The sequence below is a fragment of the Shuttleworthella satelles DSM 14600 genome (genome assembly GCF_000160115.1).
Lineage (GTDB): Bacteria > Bacillota > Clostridia > Lachnospirales > Lachnospiraceae > Shuttleworthia > Shuttleworthia satelles.
Genome location: NZ_GG665866.1, coordinates 652,652 through 666,728, shown reverse-complemented (window position 1 = coordinate 666,728; position 14,077 = coordinate 652,652). Strand labels below are relative to the sequence as shown.

General features: G+C 52.6%; 10 protein-coding genes and 1 tRNA gene. 8 read left to right on the top strand and 3 right to left on the bottom strand.

Annotated elements, in window-relative coordinates; translation table 11 throughout:
- The first annotated feature begins 219 nt into the window (after positions 1-219).
- From scfA to GCWU000342_RS02990, 3 genes are all read left to right on the top strand, one after another.
- On the top strand, positions 220-360 hold the full coding sequence (scfA, locus tag GCWU000342_RS03000; RefSeq protein WP_006905761.1) for a six-cysteine ranthipeptide SCIFF: 141 nt from the start codon (positions 220-222) through the stop codon (positions 358-360).
- Positions 361-713: 353 nt separating this feature from the next.
- Positions 714-2,144: a thioether cross-link-forming SCIFF peptide maturase gene (scfB, locus tag GCWU000342_RS02995; RefSeq protein WP_006905760.1), complete on the top strand. Its 1,431-nt coding sequence runs from the start codon at positions 714-716 to the stop codon at positions 2,142-2,144.
- 184 nt (positions 2,145-2,328) lie between these two features.
- Positions 2,329-4,671 (top strand): protein translocase subunit SecDF, encoded by a 2,343-nt coding sequence (locus tag GCWU000342_RS02990; RefSeq protein ID WP_045000603.1) that lies wholly within the window; start codon positions 2,329-2,331, stop codon positions 4,669-4,671.
- Positions 4,672-4,934: 263 nt separating this feature from the next.
- On the opposite strand, the gene GCWU000342_RS02985 is transcribed toward GCWU000342_RS02990, so the two are convergent.
- The 3 genes from GCWU000342_RS02985 to GCWU000342_RS02970 form a co-directional block, all read right to left on the bottom strand.
- A complete protein-coding gene (locus GCWU000342_RS02985) occupies positions 4,935-5,975 on the bottom strand; it encodes a DUF5688 family protein (RefSeq protein WP_006905758.1) in 1,041 nt (346 codons plus the stop codon).
- A gap of 478 nt (positions 5,976-6,453) precedes the next feature.
- A complete protein-coding gene (locus GCWU000342_RS02975) occupies positions 6,454-6,900 on the bottom strand; it encodes an Hsp20/alpha crystallin family protein (protein ID WP_045000205.1) in 447 nt (148 codons plus the stop codon).
- Between the two features lie 413 nt (positions 6,901-7,313).
- A tRNA-Thr gene (locus GCWU000342_RS02970) sits at positions 7,314-7,386 on the bottom strand.
- 81 nt (positions 7,387-7,467) lie between these two features.
- Here GCWU000342_RS02970 and GCWU000342_RS02965 point away from each other — a divergent pair.
- The 5 genes from GCWU000342_RS02965 (at position 7,468) to serS (ending at position 14,075) form a co-directional block, all read left to right on the top strand.
- A complete protein-coding gene (locus tag GCWU000342_RS02965; protein WP_045000203.1) occupies positions 7,468-8,160 on the top strand; it encodes an epoxyqueuosine reductase QueH in 693 nt (230 codons plus the stop codon).
- Between the two features lie 167 nt (positions 8,161-8,327).
- The gene (gene argH, locus GCWU000342_RS02960) at positions 8,328-9,734 is read left to right on the top strand and encodes an argininosuccinate lyase (protein WP_006905754.1); all 1,407 of its coding nucleotides are present in this window, start codon (positions 8,328-8,330) and stop codon (positions 9,732-9,734) included.
- Between the two features lie 236 nt (positions 9,735-9,970).
- Positions 9,971-11,062 carry an aspartate-semialdehyde dehydrogenase gene (asd, locus tag GCWU000342_RS02950; RefSeq protein ID WP_006905752.1) on the top strand — a complete coding sequence of 364 codons (1,092 nt, stop codon included), beginning with the start codon at positions 9,971-9,973 and terminating at the stop codon, positions 11,060-11,062.
- A gap of 192 nt (positions 11,063-11,254) precedes the next feature.
- Positions 11,255-12,502, top strand: a complete 1,248-nt coding sequence (locus tag GCWU000342_RS02945; protein WP_006905751.1) for a serine hydroxymethyltransferase — start codon at positions 11,255-11,257, stop codon at positions 12,500-12,502.
- Between the two features lie 268 nt (positions 12,503-12,770).
- The gene (gene serS / locus GCWU000342_RS02940; protein ID WP_006905749.1) at positions 12,771-14,075 is read left to right on the top strand and encodes a serine--tRNA ligase; all 1,305 of its coding nucleotides are present in this window, start codon (positions 12,771-12,773) and stop codon (positions 14,073-14,075) included.
- Positions 14,076-14,077: the final 2 nt, after the last annotated feature.

Here is a 14,077-nt window from a genome sequence, read left to right as displayed (position 1 = left end):
GAGGGAGGGCGTGGATTCGGGAGCTGATGCGATGGCTTATTGACAAGACAGTTCATTGACAAGACGGCTCATTGACAGGATGCGCGAAAGGATCCGAGAAGGGAAAGTATGACTTTCCCTTCTCGGATCACTGTGTTATACTTTTCTCGATTTCGATGAGGACATTCAACGAGGACAGGATCGGGTGATTTTTCTGCAGCCCGGTCAAGGAGGAGTACAATGACGCATATTAAGACCCTTAAAACCAGAAGATTACAGAAGACCCTGAAGAAGGGCGGATGCGGCGAGTGCCAGACTTCTTGTCAGTCTGCCTGCAAGACCTCATGTACAGTAGGGAATCAGAGCTGCGAGAACCAGTAAGGCTGTATCGCTGCGGTTGAGGCCCGGCGAGTGCGGCGGCGACAGGCTGGTTTCGTAAATGTGTACTTGTTGCGAATAAGGGAAGACCGCGGGGACAAATCGGAGTCTCTGCGGTCTTTCTTTTACGCTTCGTGCGCCGGGCAGGCTATGGGTCGCCCTGCAAGGGAAACAGATGAATATCTGTGAGCTCCCTTCTTATGCGCCAAGGCGGGGTACAGTTTGCCCGGTAAGAGGACGTAAAGGCGCATCCGAGATGTCCCCGATCACGACCCGGGCGCCAAGGCGTATCCGTGAGATTCCGCCCCGGGCGAGCCATGAGTCGTCCTTAAATATCCCTGGATTGGAGAAAAGACTTGATTCATCAGTTTAAAAATAATGGTTACAATATTGTCTTAGACGTTAATTCCGGAGCCATCCATGTGGTGGATGACCTGACCTATGACATCATCGGCATGTATGAAGAGGAGGATCAGGATCGGATCCGGGAGCGGATGGCGGAGAAATATCCCAAAGTCAGCGAAGCAGACATCGAGGAGGTCTTCGCCGAGATCAAGGCCCTCATTGACGATCAGTCTCTCTTTACCCCGGATCACTATGAGACCTATATGGATGATGTCTTAAAACGACGTCCCACGGTAGTAAAGGCGCTCTGTCTCAATGTGGCTCACGACTGCAACCTGGCCTGCAAATACTGCTTCGCGGATGAGGGCACCTACTGCGGAGGCCCCAGAGAGCTCATGAGCTTCGAGACCGGGAAGAATGCCTTCGACTTTCTCATTGCTAATTCCGGGAATCGAAGGAATCTGGAGGTGGACTTCTTTGGCGGAGAACCCCTGATGAACTGGGAGGTGGTCAAGAAGCTGGTGGCTTACGGAAGACAGGAGGAGAAGCTTTACGACAAGAAATTCCGCTTCACACTGACGACCAACGGCGTTCTTTTAAATGATGAGATTCAGGACTTCCTTAACCGGGAGATGAGCAATGTCGTTCTCTCGATTGACGGCAGGAAGAAAATCCACAATCAAATGCGCCCCTTCCGCGGCGGACAGGATTCCTACGACAGGATTGTCCCCAAATTCCAGAGACTGGCGGAGTCCAGAGGGCAGCAGAGATATTACGCAAGAGGAACCTTTACCAGAAATAACCTGGATTTCTCCCAGGACGTTCTGCACATTGCGGACCTTGGTTTCAAGCAGATCTCGGTGGAACCCGTTGTGGCTCAGCCCACGGATGATTACGCGCTCCGTGAAGAAGACCTGCCCAAGCTCTTCGCCGAGTACGACCGGCTGGCCGCGGAGATGGTCCGCCGGATGGGAACGGATGAGGATTTTAATTTCTTTCACTTTATGATCGACCTGGAGGGAGGTCCCTGTGTGGCCAAGCGCCTGGCTGGCTGCGGCTCAGGCACCGAGTACGTCTGCATCACGCCGAACGGAGACATCTATCCCTGCCATCAGTTTGCCGGAAACAGGGACTTTGTTATGGGCAACGTCAATGACGGAAGCGGCCTGGTCCGGACGGATATCCGCGATGAATTCAAGCTCTGCAATGTCTACGCCAAGGACAAGTGCAGGGACTGCTTCGCCAAATTCTACTGCTCCGGCGGCTGCGCAGCCAATGCCTATAACTTCAAGGGAAAAATCAACGAGACTTATGATCTGGGATGTGCCCTGCAGCAGAAGCGAATCGAGTGCTCCATCATGATCAAGGCGGCTCAGGCCGACATGGAGGAGAATTACGAGGAATCTGTCCGCCTGCCCGATGCTCCCAGCGCGGTCTGCTGAAAAAAGTCCAAGAGTGGTCTGCTGGGAAGAGCTTTTTGCCTGCGAACCTGTGGATGTGCTAAAATAGTTCAGATGTTTGCCTTCCTGCAGCCGGGGCTGCCGGAAGTTGAGACAATAGAAGGAACACACCGCGAGTATTCTATTGTCACGCGTAGGGAATGAAGGAGAGTTAAGTATGAATCGTATGAAAAAGAGGACGGCGGTTCTGTGGCTTGTCATCCTGATCCTGGTGCTGGGATCCCTGGGGGTGATGAGCTTCAATGTCATCCGACAGACCAGGGCCACGGACAGCAAGGGCTTGAAGTTGGGCCTTGATCTGGCGGGAGGTGTGTCTATTACCTACCAGGCCAAGGGGGATACCCCTTCCTCCCAGCAGATGAAGGACACCATTGCCAAACTCCAGTCCCGTATTGAGAATGACCTGGGAGAGGGACAGACCACCACGGAGGCCAATGTCTACCAGGTGGGGGATAACCGCATCACCGTCGAAATTCCCGGCGTCAAGGACGCTAACGCGATGCTGGCCCAGCTGGGGACTCCGGGAAAGCTCTATTTCATCAAGCAGACCGGATCCGACGGCTCCGCCAATTATCAGGTCAGTCAGCAAACGGGCCAGTATGAACTGACCAAGTCGATCGAACAGCTGCAGTCGGATGGATCGATCGTCCTGACCGGATCTGACGTCACATCCTCAAAGGCCGGATACGAGACGCAGCAGACCGGTGCTCAGAAGCCGGTCGTTCAGATCTCTCTGAATGAGAACGGAACCAGGGCCTTTGCCGACGCAACCACACAGGCCAAGGCGAAGGGGCAGTCCATCGGTATCTATTATGATGGCAAGTTTGTCTCTGTTCCCAGGGTAGACGCGGCAATCACGGATGGCAGCGCTGTCATCAACGGAATGAGCAGCTACGAAGAGGCAGACAAGCTGGCCACCTATATCCGCATTGGGGGTCTGGACATCGAGCTGGAGGAATTGCAGTCTGAGGTTGTCGGCGCTCAGCTGGGAAGCAATGCCGTATCCACAGCCCTTCTGGCGGCCGGAGTCGGTCTTGCCATCGTCATGGTCTTCATGATCGCCCTCTACCTGCTCCCGGGCCTGGCAGCTGCGATTGCTCTGGCCCTCTACACGGTGATGACGGTAGCCATCCTCTATGCCTTCAATGTAACCCTGACCCTGCCCGGTGTGGCCGGTGTCATTCTGTCCCTAGGTATGGCGGTTGACGCCAACGCCATTATCTTTGCCCGTATCCGCGAGGAGATTTCCGCGGGAGCAAATGTCCGCAATGCTGTTGCGGCCGGTTTCCACAAGGCCCTCGGAGCCATTATTGACGGAAACGTAACCACCCTGATCGCGGCCGCGGTTCTGGGTCTTCTGGGCTCCGGAACAGTCAAGGGATTTGCCATCACTCTGGCGATCGGCGTCGTACTGTCTATGTTTACGGCCCTCTTGATTACCAGACTGATTATTAGCATCTTCATGGCCCTGGGGGCTCGCGATCCAAAGGCTTATGGCAAGTCCAGAGAGTGGCCGAAGATTAACTTTATCGGGAGAAGATGGCTCTTTATCGGTATTTCTCTGGCTGTCATCTGCGCGGGTGTGATTGGACTTGGCTTTCATCAGCTGTCTGCAGGCAAAGCCCTCAATTACAGCCTGGAGTTCTCCGGCGGCACATCCACAACCGTAAGCTTCGACCAGGCCTATAACCTGCAGGAGGCGCAGAGTCAGATCGTACCTGTCTTCGAATCTGTCACCGGTGACCATGATGTTCAGGTGCAGACAGTGCAGAATTCAAAGCAGATTATTTTCAAGACCAGGACTCTGAATCTGGAGGAGCGCAAGAGCCTGAATGAGGCCCTGAACCAGAAGTTCGGAGTAGCCGAGTCTGAGATCAGCTCAGAGAACATCTCATCTACCATTGGCGGCGAGATGCGAAGGGCAGCTCTGATCGCGGTGATTGTGGCAGTCTTTTTCATGCTGATCTACATCTGGCTGCGATTTAGGGATTTCCGCTTTGCCTCATCCGCGATTATTGCCCTGGTACATGATGTTCTGATCGTTCTGACCATGTACGCGATTTTCCGTATGTCTGTCGGATCCGCTTTTATCGCATGTATTCTGACAGTTGTCGGATATTCCGTGAACGACACCATTGTTATCTTTGACCGTCACAGGGATAATCTGAAGACCCTGACTGATACGAGCAATGAGGCCTTGGCGGAGATGGCCAATGAAGGCGTTCGTGAGACTCTGGGCCGGTCTTTGTCCACTTCCTTTACGACGGCAGTGATGGTGCTGATGCTTCTGATTCTCGGGACATCTACCATGAGAGAATTTGCTTTCCCGCTCCTGGTCGGTGTCATTTCGGGAACATATTCCTCGATCTTTATCGCGACCCCCCTCTGGTATATGATGCGGTCTCACAGCAAGATCAAGTCTGCAGACGGTTCTGCCAGGGTTACGGCGAATGAGGAAAAGGCCGTTAGAAAGAAGAAGAAGGCGCAGATGGCCAAGACGCGCAGATAGTGCTGGCGTAAGAAAAAGTATTGGTTCTGTAGAAAATGAAGGCCGACCGCCGGACTTCGCCCCTGCTTTGCATGAGCGATGCCCGGCGGTCGGCTTTTTATTGTGTGTCAAATAGCTCGTAGGGCTCTGTGGAAAAATCCGCCATATTCATGGTAATAGAATGCCTGTGGAGCGTGCATACTATTGTTTATTTGCTGGCGAAAGCGGAACTTTAGATACAGAGTCCTCCTGTAAAATGTCCTCTGAACTTTCTCCTGAGAGCTTCACGCAGGCACAATTGTCATCCTTTCCGCCTCCTGCCGGAGGGCCTCACTCTCCTCCCGGTTCCCGTCGGGAAAGGCCAGGCAGAGATGCCCCTGCTCGCGGCTGAAGAAATAGACATGGTCGGAGAGAATGTCCTCCCTGGGGACCTGCGCTGTATTAACCTGAACGACCATGTCATCCAGGCTCTTCTGACACATCAGGGATGTGTAGGGTGTGATCAGGACCTCGTGGATGGATGAGGGAATGACAATCAGGTCACAGGACAGCTTACCCGCGATATCGGACAGAAGCTCGGGGTAGAGGATTGTGGCGGCCCCGTACAGCCTGGCCTGGTTGCCGAGGACAAAGAGGGGAGGACTCGCAAGCTGATCGCTGTCCGGACAGGAAGGCGCGAGAGGATCATCAGGACAAGAAGACGAAAGCAAATCTGCCTGTCCCTTCTCTTCAGGAGCAGGCGCCTGGTCCAGAAGCTCTTCCATGGGCTGAAAGGTATAGGGGAGAAGGCGCGGCGTATTGAATTCTGCGATTGCAAGAAGGTCTTGCATTGTGGGATTGCCCCAGGCCTTCAGGTGACTCTTGTGAATCAGAACGCTGGCATGATGTCCTTCCTGATCTTCTAAGAGAATGGCGAAGACAATCGCCAGATCCAGAAAATCAATATGCGGGATGTCGAGCAGGAGATTTTGATTATCCGACTGCTTCAGAAGACGAAAGACCAAATGATGCCGAATATAAGCAAAATCCGCAAAGCGCTCGACATCGAAGGGAGGGTCTGTCCTGCGCTTCTGGTAGCAGTCCAGGATTTCCTTGAAGATGGCATCAAAAGAAAGCCCCTTCTCATAGCGCCCGTAATAATAATTCAGATAGATATTGGGGGTGAGATTGCAATCCGGCGCGTAAATCATCAGAGAATCCAGAGTGACTGCGTTGGTCTTTAAAATACTGCTGATACGAATATCATAGTCCGGGGAAAATTCCCGGCGGATCTGCGTCAAGAGTTTGTTTTTGAAGTCCGGATAGGACATGTGATTTGCTGTCATGAATTTTCCTCATAGACATGACAGGATAAGAAGGCGGCGGGAGACCACAAATCCATTATAGCATGGGAGGAAGAGGTCTCCTATCGGGCGAAAGCGACAAAGTTCGCGCCTGTAATTCAGGCAAGTTGCCCGAAGACCTCTGAGGTGATTGTGTCGGGTAAGAAACCGCAGGTGGTTGACTGCGCAAAATCCCCAGCTTCGTGAAGCCGGGGAAAGAGGGAGCGAGATCGTATGCGCGGGTACAGAAGAACCCATAGTCTGGTGAAGTTGAGGGAGCGAGATCGTATGCGCGGGTACAGAAGAACCCATAGTCTGGTGAAGTTGGGGGAGCAAGAGCGCATGCGCGGGTATTGTATGAAAAATCCCCGGTCTCGCGAAGATAGCCGCGAGGCCGGGGACAAGGAGAAAAATCAGAAATAAGAAGCTGGTCGGAGAACTGCTCCATAGGCAGTTCTCCATCACAGCAGTGGGTCAGGGATTAGCCTTCAATCAGTACCTGCGAAGGCTTCTCTTCAACCTGCTTGGTCTCTTCCTTGGGAACGTTGAGCGTGAGAACTCCGTCCTTGAAAGATGCCTTGATATCGGAAGCATCCAGGTGTTCACCGACGTAGAAGCTTCTCTGGAAGGATCCGGAGTAGCGCTCACGGCGGATATAATGTCCTTCATCATCCTTTTGGTCATTGTTCTGTTCTCTCTTGGCTGAGATAGTCAGATAACCCTGCTTGAGGTCAACATTGACATCGTCCTTGCTGAAGCCGGGCAGATCCATTGTCAACTCATATGCGCCCTCGAGATCTTTGATGTCAGCTCTTAAGTTGGCAACACCATTCTGTTGGGAAGCCATCTTACCTGTGGGCCAGAAGAAATCATCATTGAAGAAGTGATCGAATACATTGTCGGATAGAATACTAGGTGTCATAAACATATGAAACTCCTTTCTTTTTGCAGAAATCACATTTTGGCGAATTACGATTGGGATTTGCAATCCGCGCTTCGAGAAAGCTTGATGCAAGAACCTTCTTTGGGCTCCGGCCGCTTCTCTGATTTCCTTTTGACTATGTTATACACCGATTTGTTAGCACTGTCAATAGGTGAGTGCTAATTTTTTCTAAAAACATTTTTAGGTCTGATGGATGGGACGATGATATTGGTATCGAGCATTTCTCTCCATTTTTTATGATGTCCTTACAGGCAATCGATTAGTCCAGCCAACGGGACAGAATCGGACAATGGAATACGCGCTTTGTGGAGTGCATGGTCATAAAAAGAGGACTCTATGGCCAATAAAAAAGAGCCGTGAAGAAAGGAATGTCCCTTCCTCACAGCTCCTGATCGAAAAGCTTCTAATCGGACTCGAACCGATGACCCCTTCATTACGAGTGAAGTGCACTACCAACTGTGCTATAGAAGCGTATGAAGCGATTATACGGGAGTGAGAGGCATTTTGCAAGAAAAGCTTACTGATTGGAACAAGCGGGGTCTCACTGCTATAATGGCAGACATGAATAAGGTGAATTATCAGAAAGTACTGGATCAGACGCTTGCGCAGCTACAGGAGGAGGGGAGAGTTCCCCGCCTGCTCATTCACTCCTGCTGCGCTCCCTGCTCTTCCTATGTTCTGGAGTATCTGTCCCGGTATTTCGATATTACAGACTATTTCTATAATCCCAATATCTATCCGGCTGAGGAGCATGAACACAGGATTCGGGAGTTGAATCACTTCATTGAGCAAATGCCGTCCGAGCATCCCATTTCTTTTCTGGCCGGCGACTATGAGGATGAGAAATACTACGAGGCTGTCCGAGGCCTGGAACATGAGCCCGAGAGGGGCAAGCGCTGCGAGGTCTGCTTTCGCCTGCGCCTGGAGGAGGCGGCGAGGAAGGCCGGGGAGCTTAGGATGGATTACTTCACAACCACTCTTTCGATTTCGCCTATGAAGGATGAGCAGCTCTTAAACGAGATCGGAGCTGAGATGGGAGAGAAATATGGGGTCAGCTATCTCTACTCAGATTTCAAGAAGAAGGGCGGTTACCTGCGTTCGACTCAGCTGTCCAGAGAATACGGGCTCTATCGACAGGACTATTGCGGCTGTGTCTTCTCTATGCGGGAGCGTGAGGAGCTGCGACCTCAAAAGCAGACTTCAGAGGAATCCCTGCCGGAGGAATTGTGTCTTTCCCGTGTGTGAGAGGAAGAGATCAGATGACAGAAAAGAGCAGATCGACCTGAGTTGATCCTCGTGGAAAAAATCAGGAAAAAGAAACGAAGAGAAATAGACGAAGAAAAAGAAACGAAGAGAAAGAAACGAAGAGAAACAGACGAAGAAAAGGGACAGAGAAAAGACAGGAGGTAACGATGGCGCAATTATGGGGTGGACGTTTCACCAAGGAGACAGATAAGCTGGTATACGCATTCAATGCCTCCATTTCCTTTGATCAGAAATTTCTGGCGGAAGATTTGCAGGGGTCCCGGGCCCATGTCAGGATGCTGGCAAGGCAGGGCATCCTGACCCGGGAGGAGAGGGATCAGATCTTAGAGGGCCTGGACGGAATTGAGCGCGATGTAGCGTCCGGAGTCCTGGAAATCACGGACCGCTATGAGGACATCCATTCCTTCGTCGAGGCCAACCTGATCGACCGCATCGGCGATGCAGGCAAGAAGCTGCACACCGGAAGAAGCCGTAATGACCAGGTGGCTTTGGATATGCGTCTCTTTACTCGCAGGAATCTCTGTGAGCTTGACGCGGAGCTGCGCGAGCTTTTGGAGGTGATTCTTCATATTATGGAGGAGAACATAAAGACCATTATGCCGGGATTCACCCACCTGCAGAAGGCTCAGCCCATCAGTCTGGCTCACCACATGGGGGCCTATTTTGAGATGTTTCAGAGGGATCGTCTGCGGCTGCAAGACATTTATAAGCGCATGAACTACTGCCCCCTCGGAAGCGGGGCTCTGGCGGGGACCACCTATCCCCTGGACCGGGAGTACACGGCAGAACTTCTGGGATTTGACGGCCCCACAGAGAACTCCATGGATGGGGTCTCTGACCGGGATTATCTGATCGAGTTTCTCTCCGCCATGTCTACCGTTATGATGCACCTGTCCCGTTTCTCCGAGGAGATCATCATCTGGAACTCCAACGAGTACCGCTTTGTCGAGATTGATGACGCCTATTCGACAGGATCTTCTATTATGCCACAGAAGAAGAACCCTGATATCGCCGAGCTGGTGCGCGGCAAGACCGGCCGTGTCTATGGGGCTCTTATGCAGATCCTGACTACGATGAAGGGGATTCCGCTGGCCTACAACAAGGATATGCAGGAGGACAAGGAGATGGCCTTCGATGCCATGGACACAACGAAGGGATGTGTCCGTCTCTTTGCGGGCATGCTGAGAACCATGCGTTTTAACAGGGAAGTTATGCTTGCCTCGGCCCGGCATGGCTTTACCAATGCGACGGACGCCGCCGACTATCTGGTCCGTAAGGGAGTTCCCTTCCGCGATGCCCACGGGATTATCGGCCGTGTGGTTTTATATTGTCTGGACAGGGGAATTGCCATTGATGATATGAAGCTGGAGGAGCTGCGCCAGTTCTCGCCGGCATTTGACGGGGATATCTATCAGGCGATTTCCATGCAGACCTGCGTTGCCAAGAGGCTGACCATCGGAGCGCCGGGGCCTGAGGCAATGGCAAGAGAGATCGCCCTTGCAAAGAGCTATCTGGAAAAGCATCCGGCTATGAGTGATCCCAGCAGAGCTTGAAGCATTTGCTCCATACCGAGAAATATAAAAAGTCTGCGAGGGTCGGAAGAATGCCCAACTTGATTTGGAACGTTGAAAAAATCGCCAAGAAGTCCCATTCGAATTTGCGCATATTCGTCAAAACGTGGGAAATAGGGATCTTCCTTGCATTTGCAGAGCCCCTCTTCTATGATGATAACCATGCAAAAACAAATGTCCGTCTGGTAAAGACAAGGAGCTGAATAAAGGAGCTGAATATGAGTGAAAAATTAAGAGTTGGTATCTTAGGCGCAACCGGAATGGTGGGACAGCGGTTTATTGCTCTGCTGGAGAATCATCCCTGGTTTCATGTTGCCCTTGTGGCGGCTTCTCCCAGGTCTGCAGGCAAGACTTATGAGCAGGCAGTTGAGGGTCGCTGGAAGATGGATACACCCATTCCCGCGGATGTTGCCAAGCTGGTCTTGAAAAATGTCAATGAAGTGGAGGCGGTTGCTTCTGAAGTGGATTTCGTCTTCTCCGCTGTCGATATGTCCAAGGATCAGATTCGGGAGATTGAAGAGGCCTACGCCAAGACGGAGACACCAGTTGTCTCCAATAACTCCGCACATCGCTGGACACCGGATGTTCCCATGGTTGTTCCCGAGATTAATCCGGAACACTTTGCAGTGATCAAGTACCAGAAGGAACGTCTGGGAACCAGGCGGGGCTTCATTGCTGTGAAGCCAAATTGTTCCATTCAGTCCTACGCTCCGGTTCTGTCCGCCTGGAAGAAGTTTGAGCCGACAGAAGCGGTGGTGTCCACCTATCAGGCCATCTCCGGCGCCGGCAAGAACTTTAAGGACTGGCCGGAAATGATGGGTAATATCATTCCCTTTATCTCCGGGGAGGAGGAGAAGTCCGAGAAGGAACCCCTGCGCATCTGGGGTCATGTGGATGATATAAAGAAGTGTATTGTCCCCTCAGAGGACATGAAGATTACTTCCCAGTGTATCCGTGTTCCTGTTTTGTATGGACATACGGCGACTGTCTTTGTCAATTTCAGGCAGAATCCAACCAGGGATCAGCTGATTGAGGCTATGGAATCTTTCAGGGGCCTGCCCCAGGAACTTGCGCTTCCCTCTGCGCCGAAGCAGTTCATTCAGTACCTGACGGAGGACAACCGCCCTCAGGTTGCCCTGGATGTGAACTATGAGAGAGGCTTTGGCGTCTCCGTCGGTCGCCTTCGCGAGGATTCGATCTTTGACTGGAAGTTCGTCGGCCTGTCGCATAACACCGTCCGCGGCGCCGCGGGCGGAGCTGTACTCTGCGCAGAGCTTTTGACTGCGCAGAAATACATCACAGCCAAGTAATTGCGGAGATTCTGCCGTATTTGCCATGTCCGCCCAAGGAAAGAAGCTGTGAGGCGGACAAAGCCGCAGGAGACAGGGATTTATGACAGTGGAATGCTTGCGGGGGTTCTTGTGAAAGAGCAAAGTGAGCAGGCCGAGTGAAAGATCAGACGGAAGCTCAACTGCGGTGAGAATAGAAAAGAGGAGAAAAATATGTATACATGGGAGGACATTTACAGGGAAGATCCACAGGTAGCGGATGCGATTCGGGCGGAGTATGACAGACAGTCCGATCACATAGAACTGATTGCTTCAGAGAACTGGGTATCCCCCGCCGTTATGTCAGCCATGGGATCTGTTTTGACCAACAAGTATGCCGAGGGCTATCCGGGACACCGTTACTACGGAGGCTGTCAGAATGTCGATGTGGTCGAGCAGCTGGCGATTGACCGCGCCAGAGAGCTCTTTGGCGCGGAGTATGTCAATGTCCAGCCTCACTCCGGGGCCCAGGCCAATATGGCGGTTGAAATGGCGGTCTTAAAGCCGGGCGATACCCTGATGGGGATGGCTTTAGATCAGGGCGGACATTTGACCCACGGATCCGCCGTCAACTTCTCCGGACTCTACTTTCACGTCGTGCCCTATGGGGTCAATGAGGACGGCCTGATTGACTACGGGGAGGTCCTTCGCATCGCCAAAGAGTGCAGGCCAAAGATGATCATTGCCGGCGCTTCCGCCTATTCCAGAGCGATTGATTTTCAGAAGTTCAGAGAGATCGCGGACCAGGTCGGAGCCATCCTCATGGTGGATATGGCCCATATAGCAGGCCTGGTGGCGGCAGGCCTGCACCAGAACCCGGTTCCCTATGCCCATGTCGTGACCTCGACGACCCATAAGACCCTGCGCGGGCCCCGCGGCGGACTGATTCTTGCTACCGAAGACTTTGCGAAAGAGTATAAGCTCAACCGCTATGTCTTCCCCGGTGTCCAGGGAGGCCCTCTCATGCATGTCATTGCAGCCAAGGCGGTCTGCTTCAGGGAGGCACTGGATCCGTCCTTCAAGGTCTATATGAAGCAGGTTGCAAAAAATGCCAGGGCTCTGGCCGAAGGCTTGAAAAAGAGGGGATTAAGCATTGTTTCCGGTGGTACGGACAACCACCTGATGCTGCTGGATCTGACTCCCTTCCAGGAGACGGGCAAGAATGTGGAGCAGTGGCTGGATCAGGCTCATATCACAGCCAACAAGAACACCATCCCCAATGATCCCCAGTCCCCCTTTACCACCTCCGGCGTCCGCCTGGGGACTCCCGCGGCGACCAGCCGCGGCTTAAGAGAAGAGGATTTCGACCAGCTGGCAGAGGCCATTGCCATCATTGTCAGGGACAAGGAGGCCGGGATCCCGAGAGCCAGAGCGATTGTGGACAGTCTGACGAAGAAATATCCCCTGTCTGCGGCCTTTTGAGAGGGCTGTTGGAGTGTGCAGCATGGCAAAAATGCAGGTTGTTTTCGAATGAGCTCTGCCATTTTGCTGTGCATCGGGCTGGAGGGAACCCGCAGCCGATGGCATTGGAAAAGCAGAGTACATACGGTCAGGTAAAGATATAGCGCATTTTCTTTGGCAGACGGCAGGGAGGCCGTGCAATTGCTTTTTTAAGTGCCGATTACTATAATTGACGTATGTTGTCAGCGCTTATCGGATACGGTGGGCCGGGAGAAAAGAGGAGTGATCCATGATCGATATTAAGCTCTTAAGAGAGAATCCGGAACTTGTAAAGGAGAACATCAGGAAGAAGTTCCAGGAGCACAAGCTTGCCCTGGTCGACGAGGTGATCGAATTAGATGAGAAGGTTCGGACTCTGAAGGGCGAGGGGGACGACCTTCGCGCCAGGAGGAACGAACTGTCCAGGCAGATCGGATCTCTGATGAAGGAGGGAAAACGCCAGGAAGCGGAAGAAGTCAAGGCCCAGGTAACTGCCAACGCTGACCGTCTCAAGGTCATTGAGGAAGAGGAGAGAGAGCTCTCTGAGAAGCTGACGAAGGACATGATGGTCATTCCCAATATCATCGACGATTCTGTCCCCATTGGTCCCGATGACACCTGCAATGTGGAGATCGAGAAGTTCGGCGAGCCCCTTGTGCCCGACTATCCGATTCCCTATCACACGGATATCATGGAGGCCTTTGACGGCATTGATATGGACGCAGCCGGCAGGGTTGCGGGCAACGGCTTCTATTATCTGATGGGGGATATCGCACGGCTGCATTCCGCCTGCCTGTCCTATGCCCGTGACTTTATGATCAACAAGGGCTTTACCTACGTCATTCCCCCCTACATGATTCATGGCAATGTGGTGTCCGGCGTCATGTCCTTCGATGAGATGGACTCCATGATGTATAAGATAGAGGGAGAAGACCTCTATCTGATCGGTACGTCCGAGCACTCCATGATCGGCAAGTTCATCGATACCTTAAATGATGAGGAGAAGCTTCCTTATACCTATACATCCTATTCTCCCTGCTTCCGCAAGGAGAAGGGAGCCCACGGCATTGAAGAGAGAGGGGTCTATCGGATCCACCAGTTCGAGAAGCAGGAGATGATCGTCGTCTGCAGGCCGGAGGAGGCCTGGGACTGGTACAATAAGCTCTGGTCCAATACGGTAGAACTCTTTCGATCCATGGATATCCCCGTGCGGACTTTGGAGTGCTGCTCCGGCGATCTGGCTGACCTCAAGGTCAAATCCTGTGACGTCGAGGCCTGGTCCCCCCGGCAGAAGAAGTATTTCGAAGTCGGTTCCTGCTCCAACCTGGGTGATGCCCAGGCAAGACGCCTGAAGATCCGCGTTAAGGATAAGGATGGTAATAAGTACTTCGCCACTACCTTGAATAACACCTGCGTGGCACCACCCCGTATGCTGATCGCCTTTTTGGAGAATAACCTGCAGGCGGACGGCTCGGTCAGGATCCCGGAGGTTTTGCAGCCCTATATGGGAGGTACGAAGGTACTTCTTCCCAAGCATCCGATGAAGGAGAGCTGATC

Bases quoted from the DNA above. Each gene is read 5' to 3' on its own strand.
- GCWU000342_RS02985 (WP_006905758.1), bottom strand. From the start codon at position 5,975: ATGACAGCAAATCACATGTCCTATCCGGACTTCAAAAACAAACTCTTG.
- asd (WP_006905752.1), top strand. From the start codon at position 9,971: ATGAGTGAAAAATTAAGAGTTGGTATCTTAGGCGCAACCGGAATGGTG.
- GCWU000342_RS02990 (WP_045000603.1), top strand. From the start codon at position 2,329: ATGAAAAAGAGGACGGCGGTTCTGTGGCTTGTCATCCTGATCCTGGTG.
- scfA (WP_006905761.1), top strand. From the start codon at position 220: ATGACGCATATTAAGACCCTTAAAACCAGAAGATTACAGAAGACCCTG.
- serS (WP_006905749.1), top strand. From the start codon at position 12,771: ATGATCGATATTAAGCTCTTAAGAGAGAATCCGGAACTTGTAAAGGAG.
- GCWU000342_RS02965 (WP_045000203.1), top strand. From the start codon at position 7,468: ATGGCAGACATGAATAAGGTGAATTATCAGAAAGTACTGGATCAGACG.
- GCWU000342_RS02945 (WP_006905751.1), top strand. From the start codon at position 11,255: ATGTATACATGGGAGGACATTTACAGGGAAGATCCACAGGTAGCGGAT.
- GCWU000342_RS02975 (WP_045000205.1), bottom strand. From the start codon at position 6,900: ATGTTTATGACACCTAGTATTCTATCCGACAATGTATTCGATCACTTC.
- argH (WP_006905754.1), top strand. From the start codon at position 8,328: ATGGCGCAATTATGGGGTGGACGTTTCACCAAGGAGACAGATAAGCTG.